At 44.0% G+C, this 21,962-nt stretch carries 22 protein-coding genes; 3 read left to right on the forward strand and 19 right to left on the reverse strand.

The window, feature by feature from the left end; translation table 11 throughout:
- Positions 1-3 precede the first annotated feature (3 nt).
- The 3 genes from AB4585_RS04570 to AB4585_RS04580 all read right to left on the reverse strand — a co-directional run bounded on the left by AB4585_RS04570 (position 4) and on the right by AB4585_RS04580 (position 2,787).
- Positions 4-549 (reverse strand): TRAP transporter small permease subunit, encoded by a 546-nt coding sequence (locus AB4585_RS04570; RefSeq protein WP_017060958.1) that lies wholly within the window; start codon positions 547-549, stop codon positions 4-6.
- A 197-nt stretch (positions 550-746) separates the two neighbouring features.
- On the reverse strand, positions 747-1,841 hold the full coding sequence (locus tag AB4585_RS04575; RefSeq protein WP_017060957.1) for a TRAP transporter substrate-binding protein: 1,095 nt from the start codon (positions 1,839-1,841) through the stop codon (positions 747-749).
- Between the two features lie 553 nt (positions 1,842-2,394).
- Entirely contained in the window at positions 2,395-2,787 is a 393-nt protein-coding gene (locus AB4585_RS04580) for a hypothetical protein (protein ID WP_017060956.1), read from the reverse strand.
- A gap of 220 nt (positions 2,788-3,007) precedes the next feature.
- Here AB4585_RS04580 and AB4585_RS04585 point away from each other — a divergent pair, with 220 nt between their 5' ends.
- Positions 3,008-3,808 carry a DUF2982 domain-containing protein gene (locus AB4585_RS04585; RefSeq protein WP_017060955.1) on the forward strand — a complete coding sequence of 267 codons (801 nt, stop codon included), beginning with the start codon at positions 3,008-3,010 and terminating at the stop codon, positions 3,806-3,808.
- A 111-nt stretch (positions 3,809-3,919) separates the two neighbouring features.
- Here the strand turns inward: AB4585_RS04585 and AB4585_RS04590 are convergent, their stop codons facing one another.
- The 15 genes from AB4585_RS04590 to nrfB all read right to left on the reverse strand — a co-directional run bounded on the left by AB4585_RS04590 (position 3,920) and on the right by nrfB (position 18,798).
- Entirely contained in the window at positions 3,920-4,573 is a 654-nt protein-coding gene (locus AB4585_RS04590; RefSeq protein WP_017060954.1) for an MBL fold metallo-hydrolase, read from the reverse strand.
- 205 nt (positions 4,574-4,778) lie between these two features.
- Positions 4,779-5,327 carry a YcbK family protein gene (locus tag AB4585_RS04595; protein ID WP_017066830.1) on the reverse strand — a complete coding sequence of 183 codons (549 nt, stop codon included), beginning with the start codon at positions 5,325-5,327 and terminating at the stop codon, positions 4,779-4,781.
- A gap of 198 nt (positions 5,328-5,525) precedes the next feature.
- Entirely contained in the window at positions 5,526-7,064 is a 1,539-nt protein-coding gene (locus tag AB4585_RS04600) for a murein L,D-transpeptidase (protein WP_372169382.1), read from the reverse strand.
- Positions 7,065-7,144: 80 nt separating this feature from the next.
- Positions 7,145-8,233 (reverse strand): DUF1513 domain-containing protein, encoded by a 1,089-nt coding sequence (locus AB4585_RS04605; protein WP_372155503.1) that lies wholly within the window; start codon positions 8,231-8,233, stop codon positions 7,145-7,147.
- Positions 8,223-9,284: an imelysin family protein gene (locus tag AB4585_RS04610; RefSeq protein ID WP_102332081.1), complete on the reverse strand. Its 1,062-nt coding sequence runs from the start codon at positions 9,282-9,284 to the stop codon at positions 8,223-8,225. Before AB4585_RS04610 ends, AB4585_RS04605 begins: the two co-directional genes overlap by 11 nt.
- 159 nt (positions 9,285-9,443) lie before the next feature.
- Positions 9,444-10,832: a di-heme oxidoredictase family protein gene (locus AB4585_RS04615; protein WP_372155502.1), complete on the reverse strand. Its 1,389-nt coding sequence runs from the start codon at positions 10,830-10,832 to the stop codon at positions 9,444-9,446.
- Between the two features lie 111 nt (positions 10,833-10,943).
- Positions 10,944-12,203, reverse strand: a complete 1,260-nt coding sequence (locus tag AB4585_RS04620; protein ID WP_372155501.1) for an imelysin family protein — start codon at positions 12,201-12,203, stop codon at positions 10,944-10,946.
- A 175-nt stretch (positions 12,204-12,378) separates the two neighbouring features.
- Positions 12,379-12,975 (reverse strand): GTP cyclohydrolase II, encoded by a 597-nt coding sequence (gene ribA, locus AB4585_RS04625; RefSeq protein ID WP_372155500.1) that lies wholly within the window; start codon positions 12,973-12,975, stop codon positions 12,379-12,381.
- A gap of 249 nt (positions 12,976-13,224) precedes the next feature.
- A complete protein-coding gene (locus AB4585_RS04630; protein WP_017063565.1) occupies positions 13,225-13,401 on the reverse strand; it encodes a hypothetical protein in 177 nt (58 codons plus the stop codon).
- Positions 13,402-13,490: 89 nt separating this feature from the next.
- Positions 13,491-13,931, reverse strand: a complete 441-nt coding sequence (gene nrfF, locus AB4585_RS04635) for a heme lyase NrfEFG subunit NrfF (RefSeq protein ID WP_017063564.1) — start codon at positions 13,929-13,931, stop codon at positions 13,491-13,493.
- Positions 13,928-14,482, reverse strand: coding sequence for a DsbE family thiol:disulfide interchange protein (locus tag AB4585_RS04640; RefSeq protein WP_102332079.1), 555 nt, complete (start codon positions 14,480-14,482; stop codon positions 13,928-13,930). The genes nrfF and AB4585_RS04640 overlap by 4 nt, the downstream gene beginning before the upstream one ends.
- Positions 14,475-16,379, reverse strand: a complete 1,905-nt coding sequence (locus AB4585_RS04645; RefSeq protein WP_372155499.1) for a heme lyase CcmF/NrfE family subunit — start codon at positions 16,377-16,379, stop codon at positions 14,475-14,477. The genes AB4585_RS04640 and AB4585_RS04645 overlap by 8 nt, the downstream gene beginning before the upstream one ends.
- A gap of 167 nt (positions 16,380-16,546) precedes the next feature.
- Complete coding sequence (gene nrfD, locus AB4585_RS04650; RefSeq protein ID WP_017063561.1) at positions 16,547-17,521, reverse strand: cytochrome c nitrite reductase subunit NrfD; 975 nt, start codon at positions 17,519-17,521, stop codon at positions 16,547-16,549.
- Between the two features lie 2 nt (positions 17,522-17,523).
- On the reverse strand, positions 17,524-18,210 hold the full coding sequence (gene nrfC / locus AB4585_RS04655; RefSeq protein WP_372155498.1) for a cytochrome c nitrite reductase Fe-S protein: 687 nt from the start codon (positions 18,208-18,210) through the stop codon (positions 17,524-17,526).
- 3 nt (positions 18,211-18,213) lie between these two features.
- The gene (nrfB, locus tag AB4585_RS04660) at positions 18,214-18,798 is read right to left on the reverse strand and encodes a cytochrome c nitrite reductase pentaheme subunit (RefSeq protein ID WP_008222036.1); all 585 of its coding nucleotides are present in this window, start codon (positions 18,796-18,798) and stop codon (positions 18,214-18,216) included.
- A gap of 482 nt (positions 18,799-19,280) precedes the next feature.
- On the opposite strand from nrfB, the gene nrfA reads away from it, so the two are divergent.
- A complete protein-coding gene (nrfA, locus tag AB4585_RS04665; protein ID WP_029235145.1) occupies positions 19,281-20,711 on the forward strand; it encodes an ammonia-forming nitrite reductase cytochrome c552 subunit in 1,431 nt (476 codons plus the stop codon).
- 125 nt (positions 20,712-20,836) lie between these two features.
- A complete protein-coding gene (locus AB4585_RS04670; protein WP_017063559.1) occupies positions 20,837-21,181 on the forward strand; it encodes a rhodanese-like domain-containing protein in 345 nt (114 codons plus the stop codon).
- Between the two features lie 25 nt (positions 21,182-21,206).
- On the opposite strand, the gene AB4585_RS04675 is transcribed toward AB4585_RS04670, so the two are convergent.
- On the reverse strand, positions 21,207-21,836 hold the full coding sequence (locus AB4585_RS04675; RefSeq protein WP_017066842.1) for a tetratricopeptide repeat protein: 630 nt from the start codon (positions 21,834-21,836) through the stop codon (positions 21,207-21,209).
- Positions 21,837-21,962 lie beyond the last annotated feature (126 nt).

Below are 21,962 nucleotides of genomic sequence, written 5' to 3' on the forward strand. Positions count from 1 at the left end.
CCTCTACTTGTTTTTTGTATGAATATTGTTTGCATGGATAAGATGCGGATTAAAAATCTTATTCAGTGAATGCAGGATCAAACCTACGCCACTGAGTGCCATCAAAAAGAATGACAGCGGGATCATAGCTTTGATGATCCAGCGATACGGCAGGCCACCGGGATCGCCTGAGGTTTCACCCAGTTCATAACTCTCTTTGGCAACATCGATACCAAACCAAGCCACCAGCAGGCAAAACGGAAGTAGAAAGATAAGCGTGCCAAGCAGGTCAATAATCGCTTGTGCTTTAAAGCTCAGTTGCTCATAGAACACGTCAACTCGAACATGGCCACCAGCCTTGATGGCATAAGGAACACCGAGTAGGAAAACGGCGGAGAAAAGGTGCCATTCCATCTCTTGGAAGGCGATAGAGACATCGTTGAAGGCATATCTCATGACAACGTCATACACGACGTTGGCGATAAGTAAAATAAACAACATACTGGAAAGCCATCCCAGTGCGTCACCGATACGATTAAACAGGCGTTCAATATAAATTAGACTTCGCATTCCCGACTCCATGGAATTTGAAAAGACATCGCGCAGCTGAGGTAACGAGCTGTAGGACGTAGAAAAGGTTCTTGAGCGTAATACAGGATTTATCCTGCTTAGTTATTATGTTTTAAATGAACCCTCGGCTTATTCACTCTTAAATACTCAATAAGAAAAGCTTCGGGTTCATTTAGATTCAATTCAACAACTGTCGATTATTTCGCTTGGCTATTTAGATAAGCTCTATGTGAAATATCCGTCCATGAACGTACTTGCTCTAGGTAGCTTGCTTGTGAAGCTTGAATCTCTTTTGCTAGCTCATCTTTCTCAGCATGTGCAGCCAGTAGGCGATCGTTCGCTTCTTTCAGAGCAGACATAACCTCTGGTGGGAAATCTTTCACTTGTACATCTGGGTATTCTGTCTTCATTGAAACCCAGTTCTTACCACTTTCGTGCGTTGCTTGTGTGTACATGTCGTAAGCCGCAGTACGCATTGCAACACGTAAGATTTCTTGTAGGTCTTCAGGCAGCTTGTTCCATGTACGCTTGTTCACTAGGAATTGAAGCTCTGAACCCGGCTCGTGCCAACCTGTGTAGTAGTAAGGCGCGATTTTGTGGAAGCCCATTCGTAAATCCAGCGATGGACCTACCCACTCTAGTGCATCAATCGTGCGACGCTCTAGAGACGTGTAAAGTTCACCTGGGGCAATGTTCGTCGGTTTAGCACCTAGCTCAGCAAGAATCTCGCCTGCAAAGCCCGGGATTCGCATTTTCAGACCTTGTAGATCTTCAACGCTGTTGATCTCTTTTTGAAACCAACCCCCCATCTGGATATCCGTGTTACCACCAGGGAAAGACATCAAGTTATGTGGAGAGTAAACCTGCTCCATTAACTCCATACCACCACCGTGATAGAACCACGCGTATTGTTCTGCTGGCGTCATACCGAAAGGCATAGAAGTGAAGTAAAGAGTGTTTGGAACTTTACCTTTCCAGTAGTAAGAGCCTGAGTGACCCATGTCGTATTGACCAGACTTAACCATGTCAAAAACGCCAAGAGGTGCTTTGTGTTTGTTTGCTGAATCGATTCTGATTTGCAGTCGACCATTCGACATCTTCTCAGCCATCGCCGCCATGTTTTTGGTTGCATCACCGAAAACTGGGAAGTTTGGTCCCCAAGTTTCCGCAAGTTTTAAACGGTAAACCTTATCAGCGGCTGTAGCACCAGTAGCGACCAAAGCTAAACAAGCCGCAGCAGTTACTGCAACGTTTTTAAAAACTCGTGTGAGGGAGTTAGAAATGAGACTCATGTTCACGTCCTTTGTTGGGTTAACACTCTTTCTATGAGCATTTTTTATGATTCAACATAAGAGTGCACCGTGATGAGGCAACAAGATATCAGGGAGAGCACGCACGCATGGCGTTAACAAAGTTACGTATTAGACCAAAGGATTAAGTAGAACTACGTAGGAGATGATTGAATAGTGTCGATTTCAAAGGAGTTTGGATATTCACCAAGGCAATGCGTATTGATAAATACCTAAGTATTAATAATTAAATACTCTTAACAATTGATTGCCATTTCGTGATGAAGCTCTATTCATTGCTGTATTTTAGGGAAAAAAATCAAGGCTTTGCTCTCTTGATCTACCTAGCTAACGCCCTAATTTAGTGCTTGCTGATTCGAAGCTCTGACACGAGACAACACTAATCAGTTAAGCCGTATATCGAATTGGAATTGAGATTATAGAGCCTAGGTTTAGGCTTGGATTTGGGCTCGGACTTGGCATAATGTGCCAGATACAAAAAAGCCTCGAAAATCGAGGCTTAAAAACTTAACGAAGCGAATGTAATCCCACAGGATTAGATAGCTTTGTAGATAACCTTGTTACCTGCTAGCTGCTCTTTCGCTACTAGGTTTTCTTCAAGAAGTTTTTTCAATGCGCCTGTTGCCCATGAAGCTGCTTTCGCGTCTTCTTGACCAGCTTCTAGGCCGATACCTTTAGGGTTAATGCCTTCAGCATTGCTAACAACGATGTCTAGAACTTGTTGTTGCTTAGGAGTCAGTGCTACTGCAACTTCTTTAGTTGCTGCTACTGCTTTCTCTACCGCTGGTTTTGCTGCTACAGTTTTTTCTGCTACAACTTTCTCTGCGACAGGCTTCGCTTTTTTCGGCGTTGCCACTGCTTTAACTACAGCCGCTTTAGTGCGTTTCTGCAGTTTAGCCTGCACCTTACGCTTATGAGCAAGTCTCATTGAATATTTCTCCAGTTCACTGCTCTTTTCGCAGTGGTGAAAATTTGAAGCGCGATTTATACCAAAAAACAGGAGCTATTTGTAGAGTGAAGCGTCGAAAGTCGACGAAAAATACCGATATTGTCTACTAGCGTCTATTATTTAAACATCGACTTATCAATTCAGGGTCATATACACTGGTTATCCATCCAGACAAAAATATGAAAACTTGGTGTTACCTATGGACACTCGTCACCTTAGTAATTTCTCTTTGCCTTCATTCACTCGCTCGTACCGTATCCTCGCCATTATTTTAGGCTTCATTTGCTTGATCGTTTCGCTCTACAGTGACAATCCAAAGTTACTGATCGTGGGTGCTTTTTGCAGTATTGCGCTTCTGGGAACTGGCTACTATTTGATGCTGCGCAGCCGAGTGATGTTCACACTTACCCCGACTCATTTTCAGCAGCACTTTTACAAAGGGGGTTGGGTTTTAAAATGGAGTAACATCCAAAAAATTGGTCTTTGCACTTATGAACAAGATGGTTGGCATCAACCTCTGCCCTGGGTCGGAATTAAAGTAAAAGATTACTCGCCCTACCTCGATTCGATTTGCCCTAAAATAACTTGTGAATTATTGCTCAGCCAACGAGCACTTTTGTACTTAGGAGCCAAACAAGCAGGCAAAGAGTCCAACTTTGAGGATATGGTTCTCGACTCATCGCATTACCATGCGCGTTGTACTGAAAGTGGCTGTGTCGAACTAAGCCAATACAAAGAGTCGCAGAATACCGACAACGTGAATTTCAACGATAACCAATCACAGGACAACCTTGATTCACCGAATGAGACAAACAGTCCAAACGCGGTGATTAAAAACTATTCTGGATTGCAGGCGATGCTTGCCAACAGAATGAAATATCAAAGGGGCTTCCACGGTTATGACATTTTCATATCAACCCATGATTTGAATATGAGTGGAGAAGAGTTTGTGGGGCTGGCTCGACGCTACTTGGCTGCCGCTGAACGTCTTTCTGATTAAGGTTTACCAGTAAGTTCACACACAATAAAAAAGCTTAGCTTTCAGGACAAAAGCTAAGCTTCATTTTCAATCAATCGACACAAATAATCGGTTGGAAAATCAAAGATTTAATTAGTACAGAGGCATTTCATCTGCGACGAACGGGTTTGATGCACGCTCGCGACCGAATGTCGATTCAGGACCATGGCCCGGAACGAATGTTACGTCACTGCCTAGTGGCCAAAGCTTAGTCTTGATTGAAGCGATAAGCGTATTGAAGTCACCTTGTGGGAAGTCAGTACGGCCAATTGCGCCGTTAAACAACACATCACCCACAAACGCTAAACGAGCTTGCTCACTGAACAGTACAACGTGACCTGGCGTGTGGCCCGGCGTGTGAATCACATCAATCACTTGATTACCAAAAGTGACTTTGTCGCCCTCTTCTAACCAAGTGTTTGGTTCAAAAGCTTTACACAGTGGGAAACCAAACATCTGACTTTGATTCTCTAGACCTTGTAGCCAGAAGTTGTCTGCCTTATGCGGGCCCACAATTTCAACCTTCAAGATCTCAGCAAGTGGTACCGTACCGCCAACATGATCTAAGTGACCGTGCGTCAGTACCAAGTTCACAACCTTAACACCGAGTTCTTCAATGATAGCCGCGAGTTGTTGAACATCACCGCCCGGATCGACAACGATGCCTTCCATGGTTTCATCACACCACACAATCGAGCAGTTCTGAGAAAAAGAGGTAACAGGTACAACTTGATACTTAAGAGACATATACAAACCTTAAAGAGCGAATCTGGTGAACAACTCGAATATCGCTATGTTATTGGCAACAAACCCAACAATAACAAACTAAACAGCAACAAACTGAGCAGCAATAAACCGAATTATTAGAACAAACTGAAATTTGGGCAAACTATGACATTGGATGTCTACTTTGACAAGTGCCTACCGTATCACTCATTAACTCAGCTTAGTTCTACCAGCTGCGAACTGGACCAGTATCAATGTGGATGAAGTTACTACGAGCGTAATAACCAACACCACCTGCTTGCAGACTTTTAGCTACGTCTCTCAGTTCCTTTAAATCAACACCATCGATACGAAAATCGATCGCTTTACCAAGCATGTGATAGCTCTTTTTAGCGACACCACTCGACTTAGAGCGCAACGCTTCGTTGGTTGCTGGAGAGCGGTAGCCAGAGATGATTTGAACTTCTTTTTGAATACCCAGTACATTTTGAATCTGAGTGATCTGATCAAACAGGTTCTTATCCATTGGATGAATCTCATTGCGGCGGAAGTCACGGCACAGTTTGCTAAGGCGTGCCATCTCGTCACCAACATAGTTAGTGCCATCGAAATAACAAGTCTCTAATCGTTCACCAGTGTGAAGATTGTTCATTCTAATCGTTCTTGGTTGATCCGGGTATGAAGCGAAAGCGATAGAAGGAGTAAGAGAGGCGACTACAGCAGTACCACCAGCGTAAGTCAGAAACTGACGGCGTGAAAATAAACTTTGAGACATACAGCAAAAAAACCAATTAGATCGAACGAAAAATGCACGATACATAATGGAATTTGCTGCGTCAACGTACAAAAACCGTGCAAGACGTTAGTATTTGTAACCTTTGCACGGTTAGTTATTGATACTCATTATAATTTTATCAATAGAAGCTTGGTTGTCATTTTTCAGTCAAGATCACCTTTCTTGACCATATTTCAATCAACCGCCCTCTTTATCATATTGGTAGATATCACCGCGGTATTGTATGCCTCCTTCTTCAAACAACACGGTTTGATAAATGATATGCACTGGAATTCGCTTCTTGAGACGAACCTTAGTATTGGGCGCAAGTTCATCATCCTGATTCGGCACTTTCTTTACCTTAGTCGCAAATAACAACTCCGCGAGTTCCTCGGCATGCTCAACACGAATACAACCAGAGCTATAGGCGCGGAAGTCATCGTTAAACAAGCTTTTACTTGGGGTGTCATGGAGATAGATGGCTCGCTTGTTGGGCGTATTGAACTTATACAAACCCAATGCGTTACTAGAGCCTGCTTGCTGGCGCATTCGATAAGGAAAAGAGTTAAAGTTAATCGTTTGCCAATCTATCTCGGTAGTATCGACAGTTTCCATCGAACGCCAACCATCGATCACTTGAAAATTGTGTGTTTCAAGATAACTCTCGTCGGCTTTTACTTTAGGCAAGATATCTTTAACCATGATTTTCCATGGCACGTTCCAAGTCGGATTTAAGATAACCGAATCAAGCTTTATCTCTAAGAGTGGTGTTTTTCTCGATTTTCTCCCAACCACAACTTTAGATTCAAAAACCTCTTCCCCATCTTCCCAATACTTCATATCAAAACTAGGTACATTCACCACAATCAGTGAGTCTCTATTTCTTGGCCATAAGCGGGCACGCTCGGCGTTCAATGCTAGGGAAGTAAGTCGATCATCAAAGCCCATATTGATCCATTTGATCGTGTCTGGCCCGATGATCCCATCATCCGTAAGACCGTGCATGCGTTGGAAAGATTTAATCGCCTTTTGCAGATCTCGATCGAACTTGGGAAAATCGACCGCGATCATCGAGGTATCAACACCAACCAAAGCAATGCGCTCAACAAGAACCGTCTTGTCTGAAAGCTCGTCACCCAAGCGCTTCAAACCTTTCTGTCTATATCGTTCAATATTGAGTTCAGAGGCGGTTTCTAACACCGAATAGGTTGCTTTGAATTGGTCAAAATCCCCAACAGGCGGCGCGTAAGACAACACCATCTCCAATAAGTAATCATTGGCAACGCTGCTTTTTAAGCTCATCAGAATATGCGGAGAAGGCGCAGGTAATTTGGAATGCAACTTGCCCGAGAAGTACCAATCTTTACCGGCAAGCGGCGCATTTTCAACGTAGCTCAGGTAGTAGATAAAAGTATCGGTAAGTAATATGTCCAACTCTTGCCATTGAGCATGGGATTGATAGTGACGGATTTGCTTGAGTTGTCGCTCGAAGAGTGGTGCCATTTGCGCTTGTTCAAGAAGCGACAATTGGAACTCAAACGCTTTAACCAGCTCAGGAGAATCCCAAAGAATAGGCAGAGACGAGTCTTGATAAATACTCTGGGTAAGCTCTGGATAAATCAGCATAAAAGAGAGCTCCGAATCAGCCGGAATAAATCGGCTCTCGTCAGAACTCGTATAGCTCCATGCGTGCACAGAAACTAGAACTAATAATCCACAGAAGTATTTTGCGAACATGCTTAACTCCATCACCAACCATCTCATAAGTATGGCAAAGAAATCGGAGTAAGCATGTTATTTTTAAGAGGCTTTATAAATCAGATTGAACTCCAATGGTTATCCCACTGGACCGATGATTGTTGAGTTGATTTCTCATAAGGCTTGCTCTGGCTTACCACACTTCCCGCCCCAGAGCTTAATCGAAACTCACCATCAAGCAGCACAGCGCCAGAAGCATCAGATAATGCAGAGAGTTCTACTAACTCTTTGGTTTCTTTAGACCAAATACCGTAGCAGTTGCCTCTTGGCGAAGTCGCAATAATCCAATCATCTGACGCCGCAATACTGGCGATATAGTGATTGAACCTTGCCCATTGCTCTGGCTCTGCGTTCAGTGATTCAAACTTTCCGCCTTTAGTATGCATCGCCAATAGCGAAGGATACTCATCTGGTTCACCACGATATTGCTGGCCACAAAGCACGGATTCAGCACCATCATGGGCTAAGTGTCGAATGCTCAGCTTCTTATCCAACAATTCAACCTGATCAAGTAACACACCTTCAGGAGAAACATAACTCAAGCTCGGCTGCATCGAATCGAGGTTTTTCGGTGTTCTACCATCAGTATGAACGCCACCAACGCCGATCGCGAGATTACCATCCGGCACGATGATCACTTCATGTGGGCCGATACCGAAACCAGTGAACTCTTCGACCTTACGATAGCCTTGCGCGACATCGTAAACGCCAATCACGCCTTGGCTGGTGTCCGTTTTCCCTTCTGTGGCATACAGTAACTTGCCATCTAATGAGTAAACCCCATGACCATAGAAGTGGCGGTTGTTACCTTTCACCACCATTTTGATCTGCTGACCGTTTTTATAGTCAAACACCATAAAATAGTCACCAGGACGACGAGCAAAAACCACCGCATGCGATGAGGTTGGGCAAATCGCGACGCCATGGCCACGATTGGGGATGGGAAGTTGGCTCAGTGGCATGCCAAATTCGTCAGCCACAACTGCAGAATATTGACCACGACCATTAAGCGCACAGCCAATCAGTTGGGGATCGTTCGACGCACTCACCCCATCCTTTCGAGTCGCACACCCAAACGGAAGCAATGGAACAGCTGCACAACCCAGTGCAGCCTTGAGTAACGATCTTCGCGTATTATCAGTCACCATCGGTAGCATTAAATCCTATTACCACGCCAAGCTCTATCGCTACTTCTTCATGAATCAGGTACTTCAAACGTTCTAGTTTGTTGTATTGAGTCAGCACCTCTCGGTAGCCCTCTTTGCTCTGTAATAGAGTAAACAAGCTAGAGTCTGTAGGCCAAGTATCTAAGGTTAGCGTGAACTGGGCAGCTACACGATCGGCAAGGTCATTTAAGCCCTTTTCTCTCAATAAACCATCAAGACCATTACCATCTGCTAAGTACAATTTCTCTAGCGCCGCTACGTTCGATTTCAGCTGAGTCATTGAGGTTTGAGCGCGCCATGATTCCGAGAAGTAAGGGCGCGGATGACCAATTTTCGCCATCGGGCGACTCAGCTTTTTCATGCTGTAATCAAGTTGGTTGGTCAACAAAGCGATGTACTCCGATTCCCAACGCATCTCGTCCAGTGCTAACCACGGGTTAACCTGCCAAGCTTCAGCAATAGAGGCCGATTTCATCGCCAGGTTTTGTGCGATAGCTTGTGAAGATAGACAACCTGAAGCTTTGTCTTGAAGCAATGGAGATTGCTCGTCGTACAGAGACCACTCCAAGGCGCCAAGCCCTTGAACAGTCACACTCTGCTGTGCGATTTCATCTTGTGACCAAGCTTTATCTTGCTGAGTCAGTTGACGCATTTTTAGACCTGTGGTGTTCTTTTTGTCTGGCCAAAACTGAACATTCCAGCTCTGTTCCAATGCCGCTGTTGGGCCTCTTTCTTGTCCTTGCAGTGCCATCCAGCTGTTCATGGTGAGCTGCCACTGATTTTCCAACGCATCCAGCTCAATATTGTTGGTTTCACAGTAACCCTGCATCAAGACTTCCAGCTCACCGGCTTGCTTAGCGAATAGCACGGCTGAATCAAACTCTTGTTGATACACGCTACGGCTGATATGAGCAGTCGTGTCTGCTTGATAAGAGACACCGTTAACCTCAGATGAAGCCGTTTGCTCACCCGATGACTGGCAGCCTGCCATGATTAATACCGACAAGGGCATTAACAAAAATTTATGTGCCATGCTGTTACCTTACTTCCTAGTTTTTCTTTCAATTATATGAGTTCAATAAATATGAAACGACCGCTGGCCTCGTATTCCTACAAGTTCAGCGGTAGTCAGTCTTTTGTTAGCGGTTTTCTTAAGTAACTAAGCCGTTGGCTTAACTGAATTCAAGACAGCCTATAATGAGTCCAAAAACGCTAGTAGTGCTTCGCGTTCACTGCTACTCAAAGCTAATACTTTTTGTTTTGCCATTTCTGCTTCACCACCATGCCAAAGTACCGCTTCCATAACGTTTCTTGCGCGACCGTCATGAAGTAAGAACGTATGACCGTTCACTTCTTTGGTATAACCTAATCCCCAAAGTGGTGTGGTACGCCACTCTTGACCATTGGCAAGATACTCAGGGCGATTGTCCGCTAAGCCTTCACCCATGTCGTGTAGCAACATGTCGGTATATGGGCTAATTAACTGATTAGATAATGCAGACAGACCTTCTCGCTCTGCCGTGCGAATTTCAGCTTGGTGACAGCTTTGACAACCAATCTCTTTGAACAGATTTTTACCTTGAACAACCGCTGGGTTATCGACATTACGACGAACAGGTACCGCGAGATGCTGCGAATAGAACTCAACAAAATCTAAGATGTTGTCACTGACTTCTGGCTCGCCACCATTTGGAAAATCATCACAGGTTGATTGCGCTGATGTGCAGTTTTCATTCGGAAATAAGCTGCTTGTCAGGCCTAAGTCACCGTTAAATGCCGCCGCGTTTTGCTGCATTAAGTTTGGCTGCCCGGCTTTCCAACCGAAACGACCTAGCGCCATTTCATTGGTTTGAACATCAAGAACATAGTTGGCTTTACCCGACACGCCCTGTTTGTCTGCCAATTGCTGCTCTGCAAATCCAAGAATCGTTTCTTGTGGGATACTTTCAAGCAAACCAAGACCAATCATTGGCGGCGCCACTCGAGCTGAAAACTCGGTCTTAGGATGCATCTCGCCGAAAGCAAGTTCAGTAATATTTAAAGTGGGTTTACGCAGAGTAACGACGGTGCCGTCTTTGAATTCAACAGGAACATCCGTGTAGCTAATGTTCACTTTGCCCTCTGGTTTTACACCTTGAAGCGCAAAATCTTGTAGCTGACCGCCGTACGTCGGCTCTGGAATTCCACCATCTCGAATGAAGGCTTGTCGCTGCTCAGGCGTTTCAGCCGGAATGCTTAAACGAACCAACATGGATACTGCGTTCTCATCTCCTTCTTCTGGCGCGTGACCACGACCATCTTTGATGTGGCAGTTTTGACAGCCGTTAGTATTAAATAGTGGTCCTAACCCATCACGAGCATCGGTTGATGACGGTGCAGGAACCCAAGGGTTTCTAAAGAAGCTATTACCTACGCTGAAATCCAAGCGCTTACTCATTGGTAGATTGGCTGCGGGAAGGGAAAAAGCGTTCGCTCCTTCTTTCTTCACGGTCGTTTTGCCGCCAGAGTAGGTTTCATGAGCGTGTAATGGAGATACGAAAAACAGTGCGGTTAATAGTGAGGCTGAGAGATACGACTTCATACATTGCCTTGCTGTGTTTTTGATTTTAGTTTTTATGTGGGTGTGGCTTTCTTGAGGATCAAACAATTAAGGGCTCAATCAGAGCCCTTACATTTGTGTCGGCTCGGGTTCTTAGAACTCGTGATCCGCTGTGTCTGGGTTTAGGCTATCAATGCCAATCACACCCGCAGCACGCTCAATAGCCGCTGTTTGAGACACTAGCGCAACAATTGTTTTGTTTACTAGTGCATTACCCGCAGCGTTGTCAGCAGCGATTAGCTGATCGAAGTGCTGGTTGTTTTTCTCTGCAGACGTTACTAATTCGCCTACTTGTGCACGTGCTAGGTCAAACTGCTTTTGAATCTCTTTCGCAGCTTGCTCATCTTTTTGCTCAACTAGGTCAAACAGGCTTGGACCTGAAAGTAAAGTACCGTCTTCACGCTTGTATAGACCCGTGTAAACGTTGTAGATACCTTGCTCGTTGTAGTAATGAGAGTTATGCGTGTTATCAGAGAAGCAATCGTGCTCATCTTCGGTAGAGTTCGCTTCTAATGCCACCTTCATACGCTCACCAGCAAGCTCACCAAGAGACAGTGAACCCATGCCGAATAGCATTTTACGTAGGCCGTTTTCACTTGATTCAGAAAGAAGCTCTTGACGGTAGTTACCTTTCTCGCCTTCAGCCCATTGCTTTTCCATCCACTCTAGGTCTTGAATTAGTAGCTCAGCTGATGCTTTTAGGTATGCGCCACGACGGTCACAGTTGCCATTTGTACACTCAGCACCAACAACGAAGTCAGTGTAAGCACGCTCACCTGCACCTGAGTTTGTGCCATTCAGATCTTGACCCCAAAGTAGGAATTCAATCGCGTGGTAACCCGATGCTACGTTTGCTTCAGAACCACCGATCTCGTTTAGCTCTGCGATTAGCTCAGGTGTAATGTTCGTCGCATCTACTGTCGTCTGACCAATTTGGAACGTTTTGTTTGCAACGATGTTAGCGCTTGCGCCTTCGTTACCTAGTTCGTATTGGTAATCAGAAGAAACGTAATCGATCAGACCTTCATCTAGTGGCCATGCGTTTAGTTGACCTTCCCAATCATCGACAACCACGTTACCGAAGCGGAATACTTCAGACTGCTGGTATGGTACGCGAGATTCAAGCCAAGCTAGTTTTACTTTTTCGAAGTTGCCAGCAGAAGGAGAAGCTAAGAAGGTATCGATAGAAGAGTTCAACGCTTTTGCTGTGATTACTGAATCAGCAAATACCGCGTGTGCAATATCTGCGTAATGTTCTACTACTTGATCTTGAGTTACTGCAGCGAAAGAAGAAGCAGAGGCAAAAATGAGTGACGAAGTTACGGCTTTTGTCACTAAAGATTTGATAGTCATGAAGCATCCTTGTTGAGCTTTAAATTATTATTCGTAGTAATAGTACAAACCATTATCATTTGCACTACGGATTGGAATAATACAAACTTACAATTTTATTGCAAGATAAATACAAAAAAACCTCACATACGTGAGGTCTTTAAACGTTTTTGTGTTAAGCGCAACAAGCTGCGGATTAGATATCCAAGTTATGCTTGCCGTGTGAAACTTTCGCTTTTAGGTAGCTTTCATTACCAGATTTGATATGAGCAGATGTATTCACCACTTCTTCAATCTCGATACCATAAGACTTCAGCTCATTAATCTTCTTAGGGTTGTTTGTTACCAAGCGAATCTTAGGGATGCCCAAAGCACGCAGCATCTCAGCGGCTTCAGTGAAGTCACGCAAGTCATCACCAAAACCTAGGTGATTATTCGCTTCGTAGGTGTTCATCCCCTCGCTTTGAAGGCGGTACGCATCGATCTTGTTATATAAGCCAATACCACGACCCTCTTGACGTAAATAAAGAATCACGCCGCCAGTTTCACCCATAATTCTGATGGTTTCATCTAGCTGCTCACCGCAATCACAACGAGAAGAGTGGAAAACATCACCAGTCAGGCACTCAGAGTGCATACGAACAAGAGGTATGTCTTGTGTCTTGTCTGCTGATTTAAATATCACAGCAACATGCTCTTTATCTGTTTTCAATCCATGAAAAGACAGAAGTTCAGCATCTATACTGCTTGTTACCCCTACTTTGAAATCTATTCTGGCACGCACTTCCGCCATAGCTATACTCACTTGAAAATTCGATGTATTTAACAACACTACATTATATGTCTAGGCAATATTTTGTAGCTAACTATCTAATGATAGACACTATGAGGCTGTTAACAATTTTTTTCAAGGTCGACCTCGTACAAATTGTTATAATATAACAATTATTTTTCACATAAGAAAAAACCCCACATTGGGATGACCAACATGGGGTTATAAATTAATCAGTTGCGGCTAAGACTACGATTTTTTACAGAACGATCAACTTACTTGAGTTTGCTTCCAGATGACAAGCTGAACCCAAGCGTTCTCTAATTCGGTTAACTCTTCTTGAGTAAGCGTAGAAATGCTCGACTTTGCACTGTATTTTTCTGCCCATTTATCAGATCGGACATGAGTATGGAACTCTTTCTTTAAATTTGAGATTACGTTATCCACAGATACATCCTTATATAGCAGTGCTTAGCCTTTATAATCGGTCAATGTTACAAAATACAGGTCAATTGGTAAACAGTAATACACAATTTTTATGAGCTCTTCCTAACACTTTTTACTGATAAATATATAAATAAGAGAAATAATAGGCTCGGTAGCAACCAAAGTAATAGATTTGAAACCTTCATCGCCGGCTTATAAAGTACAAATTCACCAAATCTTTCCGTCATATATCGAGTAATCTCATTATTACTCTTCCCTGCTTTCACCATATTGAACACAACAAGGCGTAAGTCTTTTGCTATTGGTGAGTTAGATTCAATCAGATTTTGGTTTTGACATTGTGGGCAGCGTAACGTTTTCGCCAAGCTAATAGCACGTTGCTGTTGTTCTGGGTTTTCAAACTCAAACAGTTCAACTTGAATACTCGTCTCTGTATTACTGGCAGTAAACAGATCTTCAGCCATGGTTGAAAGGCTAATCACTAAAAGAGCTGACAGCATAAACAAGGTTTGTATTAGAGACTTCATCATCCATTCACACCATCAAAATACATCGCAAGCTCATCTTTCCATACCATTTCATTAATCACGCCCAATAGCTTTTTAATGATCTGGCCATTGGCATCAACCAAATACGTTTCAGGTGTGCCGATTACGCCCAACTCTAACGCTAACTTGCCTTGAGGGTCACTGATCACGGTTAAGTACGGGTTGCCATCGTTCGATAACACGTTAATCGCAGCCCCAGAGTTATCTCGATAATTGAGCCCAACGATGGGAATGCCTTTATCGTGAAGTTGAAGCAAAAATGAATGTTCGGTTTTACATATCCCGCACCAAGATGCCCATACATTAACCAGTTGATAAGGGTGCTGCGTGACATCAGTAAGCGTAACTTTCTGCTGACCACTGACGCCTTCACTATTCACTAACGCACTCGATGTAAATTCTGGAAATGCCCTTTGTTGTTCAGACACCATGGTCGATTGCTGCTTATTATCAAGCGCAAAGACAAATCCCAGCACCACAATCAATGCTAAGGCAATTAGAGTAATTAGCTTGTTACGAACGCTGTTATGCATACTGTGACGCCTTAACGGTTTTCTTTTTACGATGAGTCAATGAGAGCAAAGCGCCGATAATGGAGAACAGCCCACCAAACCAGATCCAGCGCGCATACGCCTTATACTGAACACGAAATGCGTAAGCGGTGGAATCGACTTTCTCGCCCATGGTGATATAAACATCGCCATGCCAGAACCACTTCATTGCAGGCTCACTCATGTTCATAACACGAACTTGGTAGTGTCTTCTTTCTGGCGCGATGGAAAAGCTTTGCTCGCTAGCATCTAATTCGAGTATCGCTTTTTCTGCAGTAAAGTTGGAGGCGACATAGAGCTCGGTATCACGATGAGAGAGCGTCCAGCCCATAAACTCAACCTCTTCACCTGGGCTCAATTTGTAACTTCGCTCAAATGAATGGTAACTGTTCATCGCGGCACCTATCGCTAATACTGCGACACCCACATGCGCCAACGTCATCACCCATACTTTGCGTTGAAACTTAGAGTTGCGCGTTACCGCTAAGCCGTAAACATGAGTCAGGGCTACCCAAAACGCAATTGACCATGTCATTAGCACCATCACTTGGATCGCTTCAACTTGCAAAACATAAGTTACAAAGCCAAGACAGAGAGACAATAAGGCAATAATTCCAATCACACCTTTCGACGCTTGAGGTTTGATACTGAGCAATGGCGCTAACCCTATCACTCCCATCGCAAGAAGAGCCAATGGCGCAATAAGAAGATTAAAGTAAGGTGCGCCCACAGAGATATTTCCAAGGCCAAGTAATTCAAAAACCATTGGGTAGAAGGTACCAAACACCACCACCGCCGTACCCAGTACAAATATAAGTACCGCCACTAAACTCAAAAAACTTTTACTCGCAAAGCTAGTGATTGGATTCGACTCGAAAGATTCACCACGAACAATAAGAAGAGAAAACGAACTCACTAACACCAAAACCAGTATCAGCAACAGCGCGATACCTTTGGTTGGGTCAACAGCAAAAGCATGAACGGAAGTGAGGACGCCAGATCGAACAATAAAAGTACCGAGGATACTTAAACAAAACGTAATGAAAGCAAGGCTAAGTGACCACTTCAGCAACTGTTGCTTGCCTTTAGCAACACCTAGGCTGTGCAGTAAAGCGGTCGAAGTAAGCCACGGCAACAAACTTGCATTTTCTACCGGGTCCCAGAACCACCAACCACCCCACCCTAACTCGTAGTATGCCCACCAAGAACCAAGAATGATCCCTGCGGTTAAAAAGATCCAAGCGACCAAACAACAACTGCGACAATGAGCGACCCAATCGAACTCAATCGGATCCACCAGCAAAGCGGCCACAGCAAATGCCAAGACCACAGAGAAACCAACATAACCCAAATACAACAGAGGCGGATGGAATATCAAACCAACGTCTTGCAGCATTGGGTTAAGGTCACGCCCTTCAAGTGGCAAGGTCGAATTCAGTTCAAATGGATTCGAAGCAAATAAGGTAAACCATGCAAATATCGCGAGTAACACATTCATCACCCACAATACGCGGCTCTGATACTCAGAAGAATATTGCTTTTGTAGGGCAATCACACCCGACCAACAGCTAATGGTTAAGACCCAAAATAGCAATGAGCCTTCATGTCCAGCCCACACAGCGGCCATTTTGAAGAAGGTGGGTAATTGAGTATTGGAGTGTTCTGCAACATAGAGGATGGAAAAGTCGTCACCTACAAAGGCATAGCCAAGTAAAACGATAGCGCCAATGGAAAACAAAGCGCTAGAGAGGGAGAAACTGCGAATTAAAGCCACATTTTGTGCTTGTTTAGTTAGCATTTGATACATCGAATACACAGCGATAATGCTGCTGAGAACAGCGACCAAAATTAAACTAAACAGCCCCAAAGAACCGACCATATCACCTCAATCAGGCTCTACCTAAGCAGAACCAAGTTAAACCATTATTGGCATTGATTGCTCAACTAGCTGATGTAACTCAACTAGCTATTGCTACTCAGCGAAAAGAAATTTAGTGAGCAGATGTTTAGTATCCAACATCCACTCACTTATAACCTTGAGCGAAATTAAGCTAACGTTAATTGTCCTGCATAAAGGACAAACGTTCTTAGCATTAATACGCCCATCAGACTCAATGAAGTAACAGAGAAAATATACACAGTACTATGGCGAACCGATGCTGGTGTCACGGCGTTAAGCAACAAGGGTAAAACCATACCCACACCAATTACGCCATACCAGAACCAACTTGCCCAGAAACCACCGCCAATCGCGTTCCATACTGCCTGCTCACTTTGACCACCAGCAAATATCAACCCAGTGAAGAAAGTAACAAGGACAAACAGTTCAAACATAACAACAGGACGTTCGAAGCCGTGGATCCAAGAAATACTCGCACTATGCGGAGACTCCTTAAAGACCAACACACCAAATAAAATACATGCCGCCGCTCCCGAGGATAAACTCGAGAATAAGAACAATATCGGCAACACTGGGTTATTCAGCATTGGGAAGGTATTTAGCGCAGAGAGTAAGAAGCCAGTGTAAGCCGCAAGTAATAGCGCAAGCACAGCTAAGAATATTTCAAAAACATTCTCAAAAGATTCTAATTTGCCAATCCAGTTACTGACAAAATCGAGTCGCCCTTTTAACCATGCTTGATCACTCAAGAATACGGCAATCTGATTTCGGAATATAATGCCGATCCAAACAAATAGGATCACCATATACACTTGGAATAAGATCACACCCATCGACATCACTGACGTCGGATTATAAAAGATCATGATCTTCCAAAATGATAGTGGTTTCGTCAGGTGGAAAACCAAGATCAATAAACCTGAGATGATCCCGAATGGTGCTAGAAAAGCCGTTGCCTTTAATACACCATTATTCGCTGGATCGTCCTCAATCACCTTTCTCTTAAGGTAAATCGAGATCATCACTGCACCCGCTGACATACCCGCCAAAAACAGATAGATAGCAATGATCCAGTCCCAAACCACGGTACCTGATTGAAACGCTGTATCCCATGCACTCATAATCAAATCTCCCCTTTTTGGTGTGGCACTTTATAGAGTTTTGGCTGAGTACCTAGATAAGCCTTATCTCTGTAAACCACTTCAGATTTAAGTACCTGGTTTATCTCGCTCTTAGGGTCATTTAAGTCGCCAAATATCAGCGCATTGGTAGGGCAAGATTCAACACAAGCAGGTAATTTAACTTGCGCAAGATTGGTATCGCGGCAGAAGTTACATTTGTCGGCCGACTTATTCTTAGGATGGAAGAAGCGCACTTGATATGGACAAGCTAGCAGGCAATAACCACAGCCGACACACTTCTCTTTATGTACATCAACAATTCCTGTCTTCTCATCTTTATAGGCGGCGCCTGTTGGGCAAACCATCACACAAGGTGCATTATCACAATGTTGACAAGAGTTACGAGTGAAACGGTAATCAACATTTGGATATTCACCTTGAGGTTCGCTCTTTATGATTTCTAAGCGCGATACGCCTTCAGGCACTTTGTTTACTTCACGACACGCCTCAGTACAAGCAGTACAGCCAATACAAGCGGTTTCGTCATGAACCATTCCGTAACGCTTGGTGCCATCTTCCTGAACATTAGCCAGCGTTTTGCGGCTTGTTACTGCCGCAGTTCCCGCTACACCTGTGGTAAAAATAACGGCACCCGCGCCAGCTAAAAAGTTTCTTCTTGAGCAGCTCATAGATTACTCCCCTTCTTTCTTCTGGTTGAAGTCTGAATGGCAATCCACACACAGCTTGATGGTTTGCTTTTTATCTAAGCCAAGCACCTTCGCTTCACTCGCATGCACATCGTGACAGTTTGAACACGTTAAGTTTTGTGCGTGTACGTCATGAGTCCAACTCGCTTCGCGCAGATCATCAGGCTTATGACAATCTATACATTGGCTGTTGGCATCTAGGATTAAGCTAGGATCGAGGAAAACCTTTTCGGTTCCGGGTTGTGATTGAGCCGCGCGATACTTCACCACCTCAGGTGCACCATCACGGTGATCGGGGCCAATAGAACTATGACAATCTGTGCAATTCACTTCACGGCCAAGCAAAGCGTGCGCACTCTCACCATGTGAACCAAATACCGTTTCTTTAGAATCTTTATGGCATTGGACACACTTGTAATCTTTGTCACGTATTAATTCGACTTCATGTCTTGTTGACTCTCCTACTGGCGTAACAGCAGGCTCTGCAACAGCATGAATGGAATAACCATAGAGGCAGAATGCTAGAAGGGATTTAAGCATTATGACTATGGCCAATTTAATATTGCCCATTTTATCCTTTCCTTATACCGGCATTATTTAACTCTCAACTAAATAATATTCCGGTTAAACAAAAGTACCCTTAAACGATATTATTACCGCTTAAATGATATCAATTCTTATTTTGGATAAGCCACAACGCTTTCTATATTTAGAATATACCCCTAATTAGGTAAAGCGAAATATACAAAGGGTAATATGTGAACACAATCACCCTATTTATAGTGAGGGCATGTCGGGTAATTGTTTGTTATATATGATAATAATTCTCAATAAGACCAGTCTAACTTGATGTCCACATACCCCTTTAGGGTTATATAAACTTCAACGTGATTGAAGTCACTGTCATTAATTGATCTAAAACAAGCAAACATCCGACACGTAACAAAATGTGTTTATTTATGAATTAATATAAACAGCAATTCTCCAGTTCTTAATTTGAATAGCAAACTCACAACGCTTGGTATAAAAATCAGTATATTGGAGATATCACTGTGAAAAAGCATTGGATACGTAATTCCGTCACAGCATTATTAATGGTTAGCGCATCACTAGTAAGCGCGACCAGTTTTGCTGCGTCTGAACAAAAAGAAATTGGTGATCCTCGTAACGATCAGTTCGAGCAAAACCACCCAGATCAATACCATTCATGGAGACAAACGTCAGAGAGCGAAGCCATTGAAGACGCACTAAAAGAAGATCCAAACATGGTTATTCTATGGGCGGGCTACGGTTTCGCGAAAGACTACAACAAAGCCCGCGGCCACTTTTATGCGGTTGATGATGTAAGACAAACCCTGCGTACTGGCGGACCAACCGACGAAAATTCAGGCCCAATGCCAATGGCGTGCTGGAGCTGTAAAAGCCCAGACGTAGCACGCGTTATTGAAGAGCGTGGTGAAGACGGCTACTTTGAAGGTAAATGGGCTCGTCTTGGCAGCGAGATAGTCAATCCAATTGGTTGTGCCGACTGTCACGATACTCAAAGTGAAGGCTTTAAAAATGGCGAACCTGCACTAAAGATCACTCGTCCTTATGTTGAACGTGCGTTCGATGCGATTGGGAAGAACTTCGAAGAGCAAGGTCGCTTTGATCAGCAAGCCTCTGTGTGTGCTCAGTGTCACGTGGAATACTACTTCACGGGTCCAACAAAAGGTGTGAAATTCCCTTGGGATAAAGGGACGCGTGTTGAACAGATGGAAGAGTACTACGATCAGATTGGTTTTAAAGATTGGACACATAAAGTCTCTAAAGCACCAATGCTAAAGGCTCAGCACCCAGGTTACGAAACTTGGCGTGAAGGTATTCACGGTAAGAACAACGTCGCTTGTGTTGACTGCCACATGCCTAAAGTGACGAAAGAAGACGGTACCGTTTACACCGACCATAAAGTAGGTAACCCGTTTGACCGCTTCGAAGACACTTGTGCTAACTGCCATACTCAATCTAAAGAGACCATGCGTAACATCGTTTCAAGCCGCAAAGCTCAAGTACTAAACATGAAGCTGACCGCTGAGAAACAAATCGTAGCCGCTCACTTTGAAGCAGGCGCAGCATGGGAAGCAGGCGCAACAGAACAAGAGATGGCACCTATCTTACAAGATATTCGTCATGCGCAATGGCGTTGGGACTACGCTATCGCATCTCATGGTGTTCACATGCACGCGCCTGAAGTAGCCCTAGAGGTTCTTGGAACGGCGGTTGACCGCGCAGCAGACGCGCGAACTAAGATTGTTCGTCTACTTGCGAAGAAAGGCATTACCGATCCAATCGAGATTCCAGATATCTCAACCAAAGAAGCCGCTCAGAAAGCGCTAGGAATGGACATGGATAAGATGAATGCTGAGAAGCAACACTTCTTAGACACCGTGGTTCCTAAGTGGGAAGAGCAAGCTGAAAAGCGTGAAGCTAACTACGAATACTAGTTCCTTCAAATAGACCAATAAGATAAAACCAGTCACACTGTAAAGGTGTGGCTGGTTTTTTAGATTTAGGCGCACTCAACCGTCCCAATTTCACATTACCTTTTAGCTAATTCAAGGAACAAAGAATGAAGCACTTACTTTCGCTTTCGGCATTATGCATCGCATTAACAAGTTCAGGACTTCACGCCTCAGAACGAGCAGAAACAGGGTGGGAAATGATTGAGGAAGGTGCGCTGGTCGTTGATGTCAGGACACCAGGAGAGTTCAAGCAAGGTCATCTGGACAATGCGATTAACTACCCTCTTTCTGAAGTCGCTACGCACTTTGCCAGCATAGACAAAGCTCAACCTATCGTTTTGTATTGCCGCAGTGGTAACCGCTCAGGACAAGCTTACCAGTATTTGAAAGCTCAAGGGTTTACACAGATCCACAACGCTGGCGGTTTAATTGAGATGCAAGAAAGCAAATAATCTCGAAATTACAGATAGTGCCCGTTTAACGGATCATTTGCTTAGCTTGGTTGATCGAATGGATGATAGAGACACGATCAATGCCTTTCTGGTTAGAATCGAGAATTTGAGTCCAAGCATCGATCGCTTGTTGGTAGCGCATACTGATGAAGTGATCGGTCGCTATCAACATCAATGCCGTACGATCGTTGGGATCAAGCTCCATGGATTGATTTAAGAGCACTTTCACATCATCACTCATCGCCTGTGAACTTAGGTAATACAAGGCGCTCGCTTTAGCTGCATAAAGCCCTGAAGGCGCCTGTGGGTCTAAACGAATCGCATAGTCGTAACAGGTAAATGCAGCATCAAACTCCCCTTTCTGCATATAAACACCACCAAGCTTAAACCAAAGGTCTGATTGATTAGGGTCTTGCTCCAGGCTCTGCTGAAGTTCATTTTGGAAATCTGTTGCTGTATAGCTGCTGTCGTCACTTGAAGTAAGTTGAGGGGCTTCTTGTTTCATCTGAGACCAAACCAGAATGCTGGCTAATATCGCCACACATGAAATAAGGAGGTTGCCTTTAAGATGACTGGTTTTTCTGTTTGATGCGATCACGATTGCCACTAGAAATAGGCTCATTAGCAGCAAAGCAATCAGTAACCAGATATCCATTCCATTCTCCTTTCATTGACGCTTTACTGTACCTTTTTCTCACTAAAACAATATTGATCGAGGTTTAGCTATTGGCTTTTAAACAAGTCACAGCCAAATTCTAGGTAATAAAAAACCGAGCACAAT

Source organism: Vibrio sp. 10N.222.49.C9 (assembly GCF_041474985.1).
GTDB lineage: Bacteria > Pseudomonadota > Gammaproteobacteria > Enterobacterales > Vibrionaceae > Vibrio > Vibrio crassostreae_C.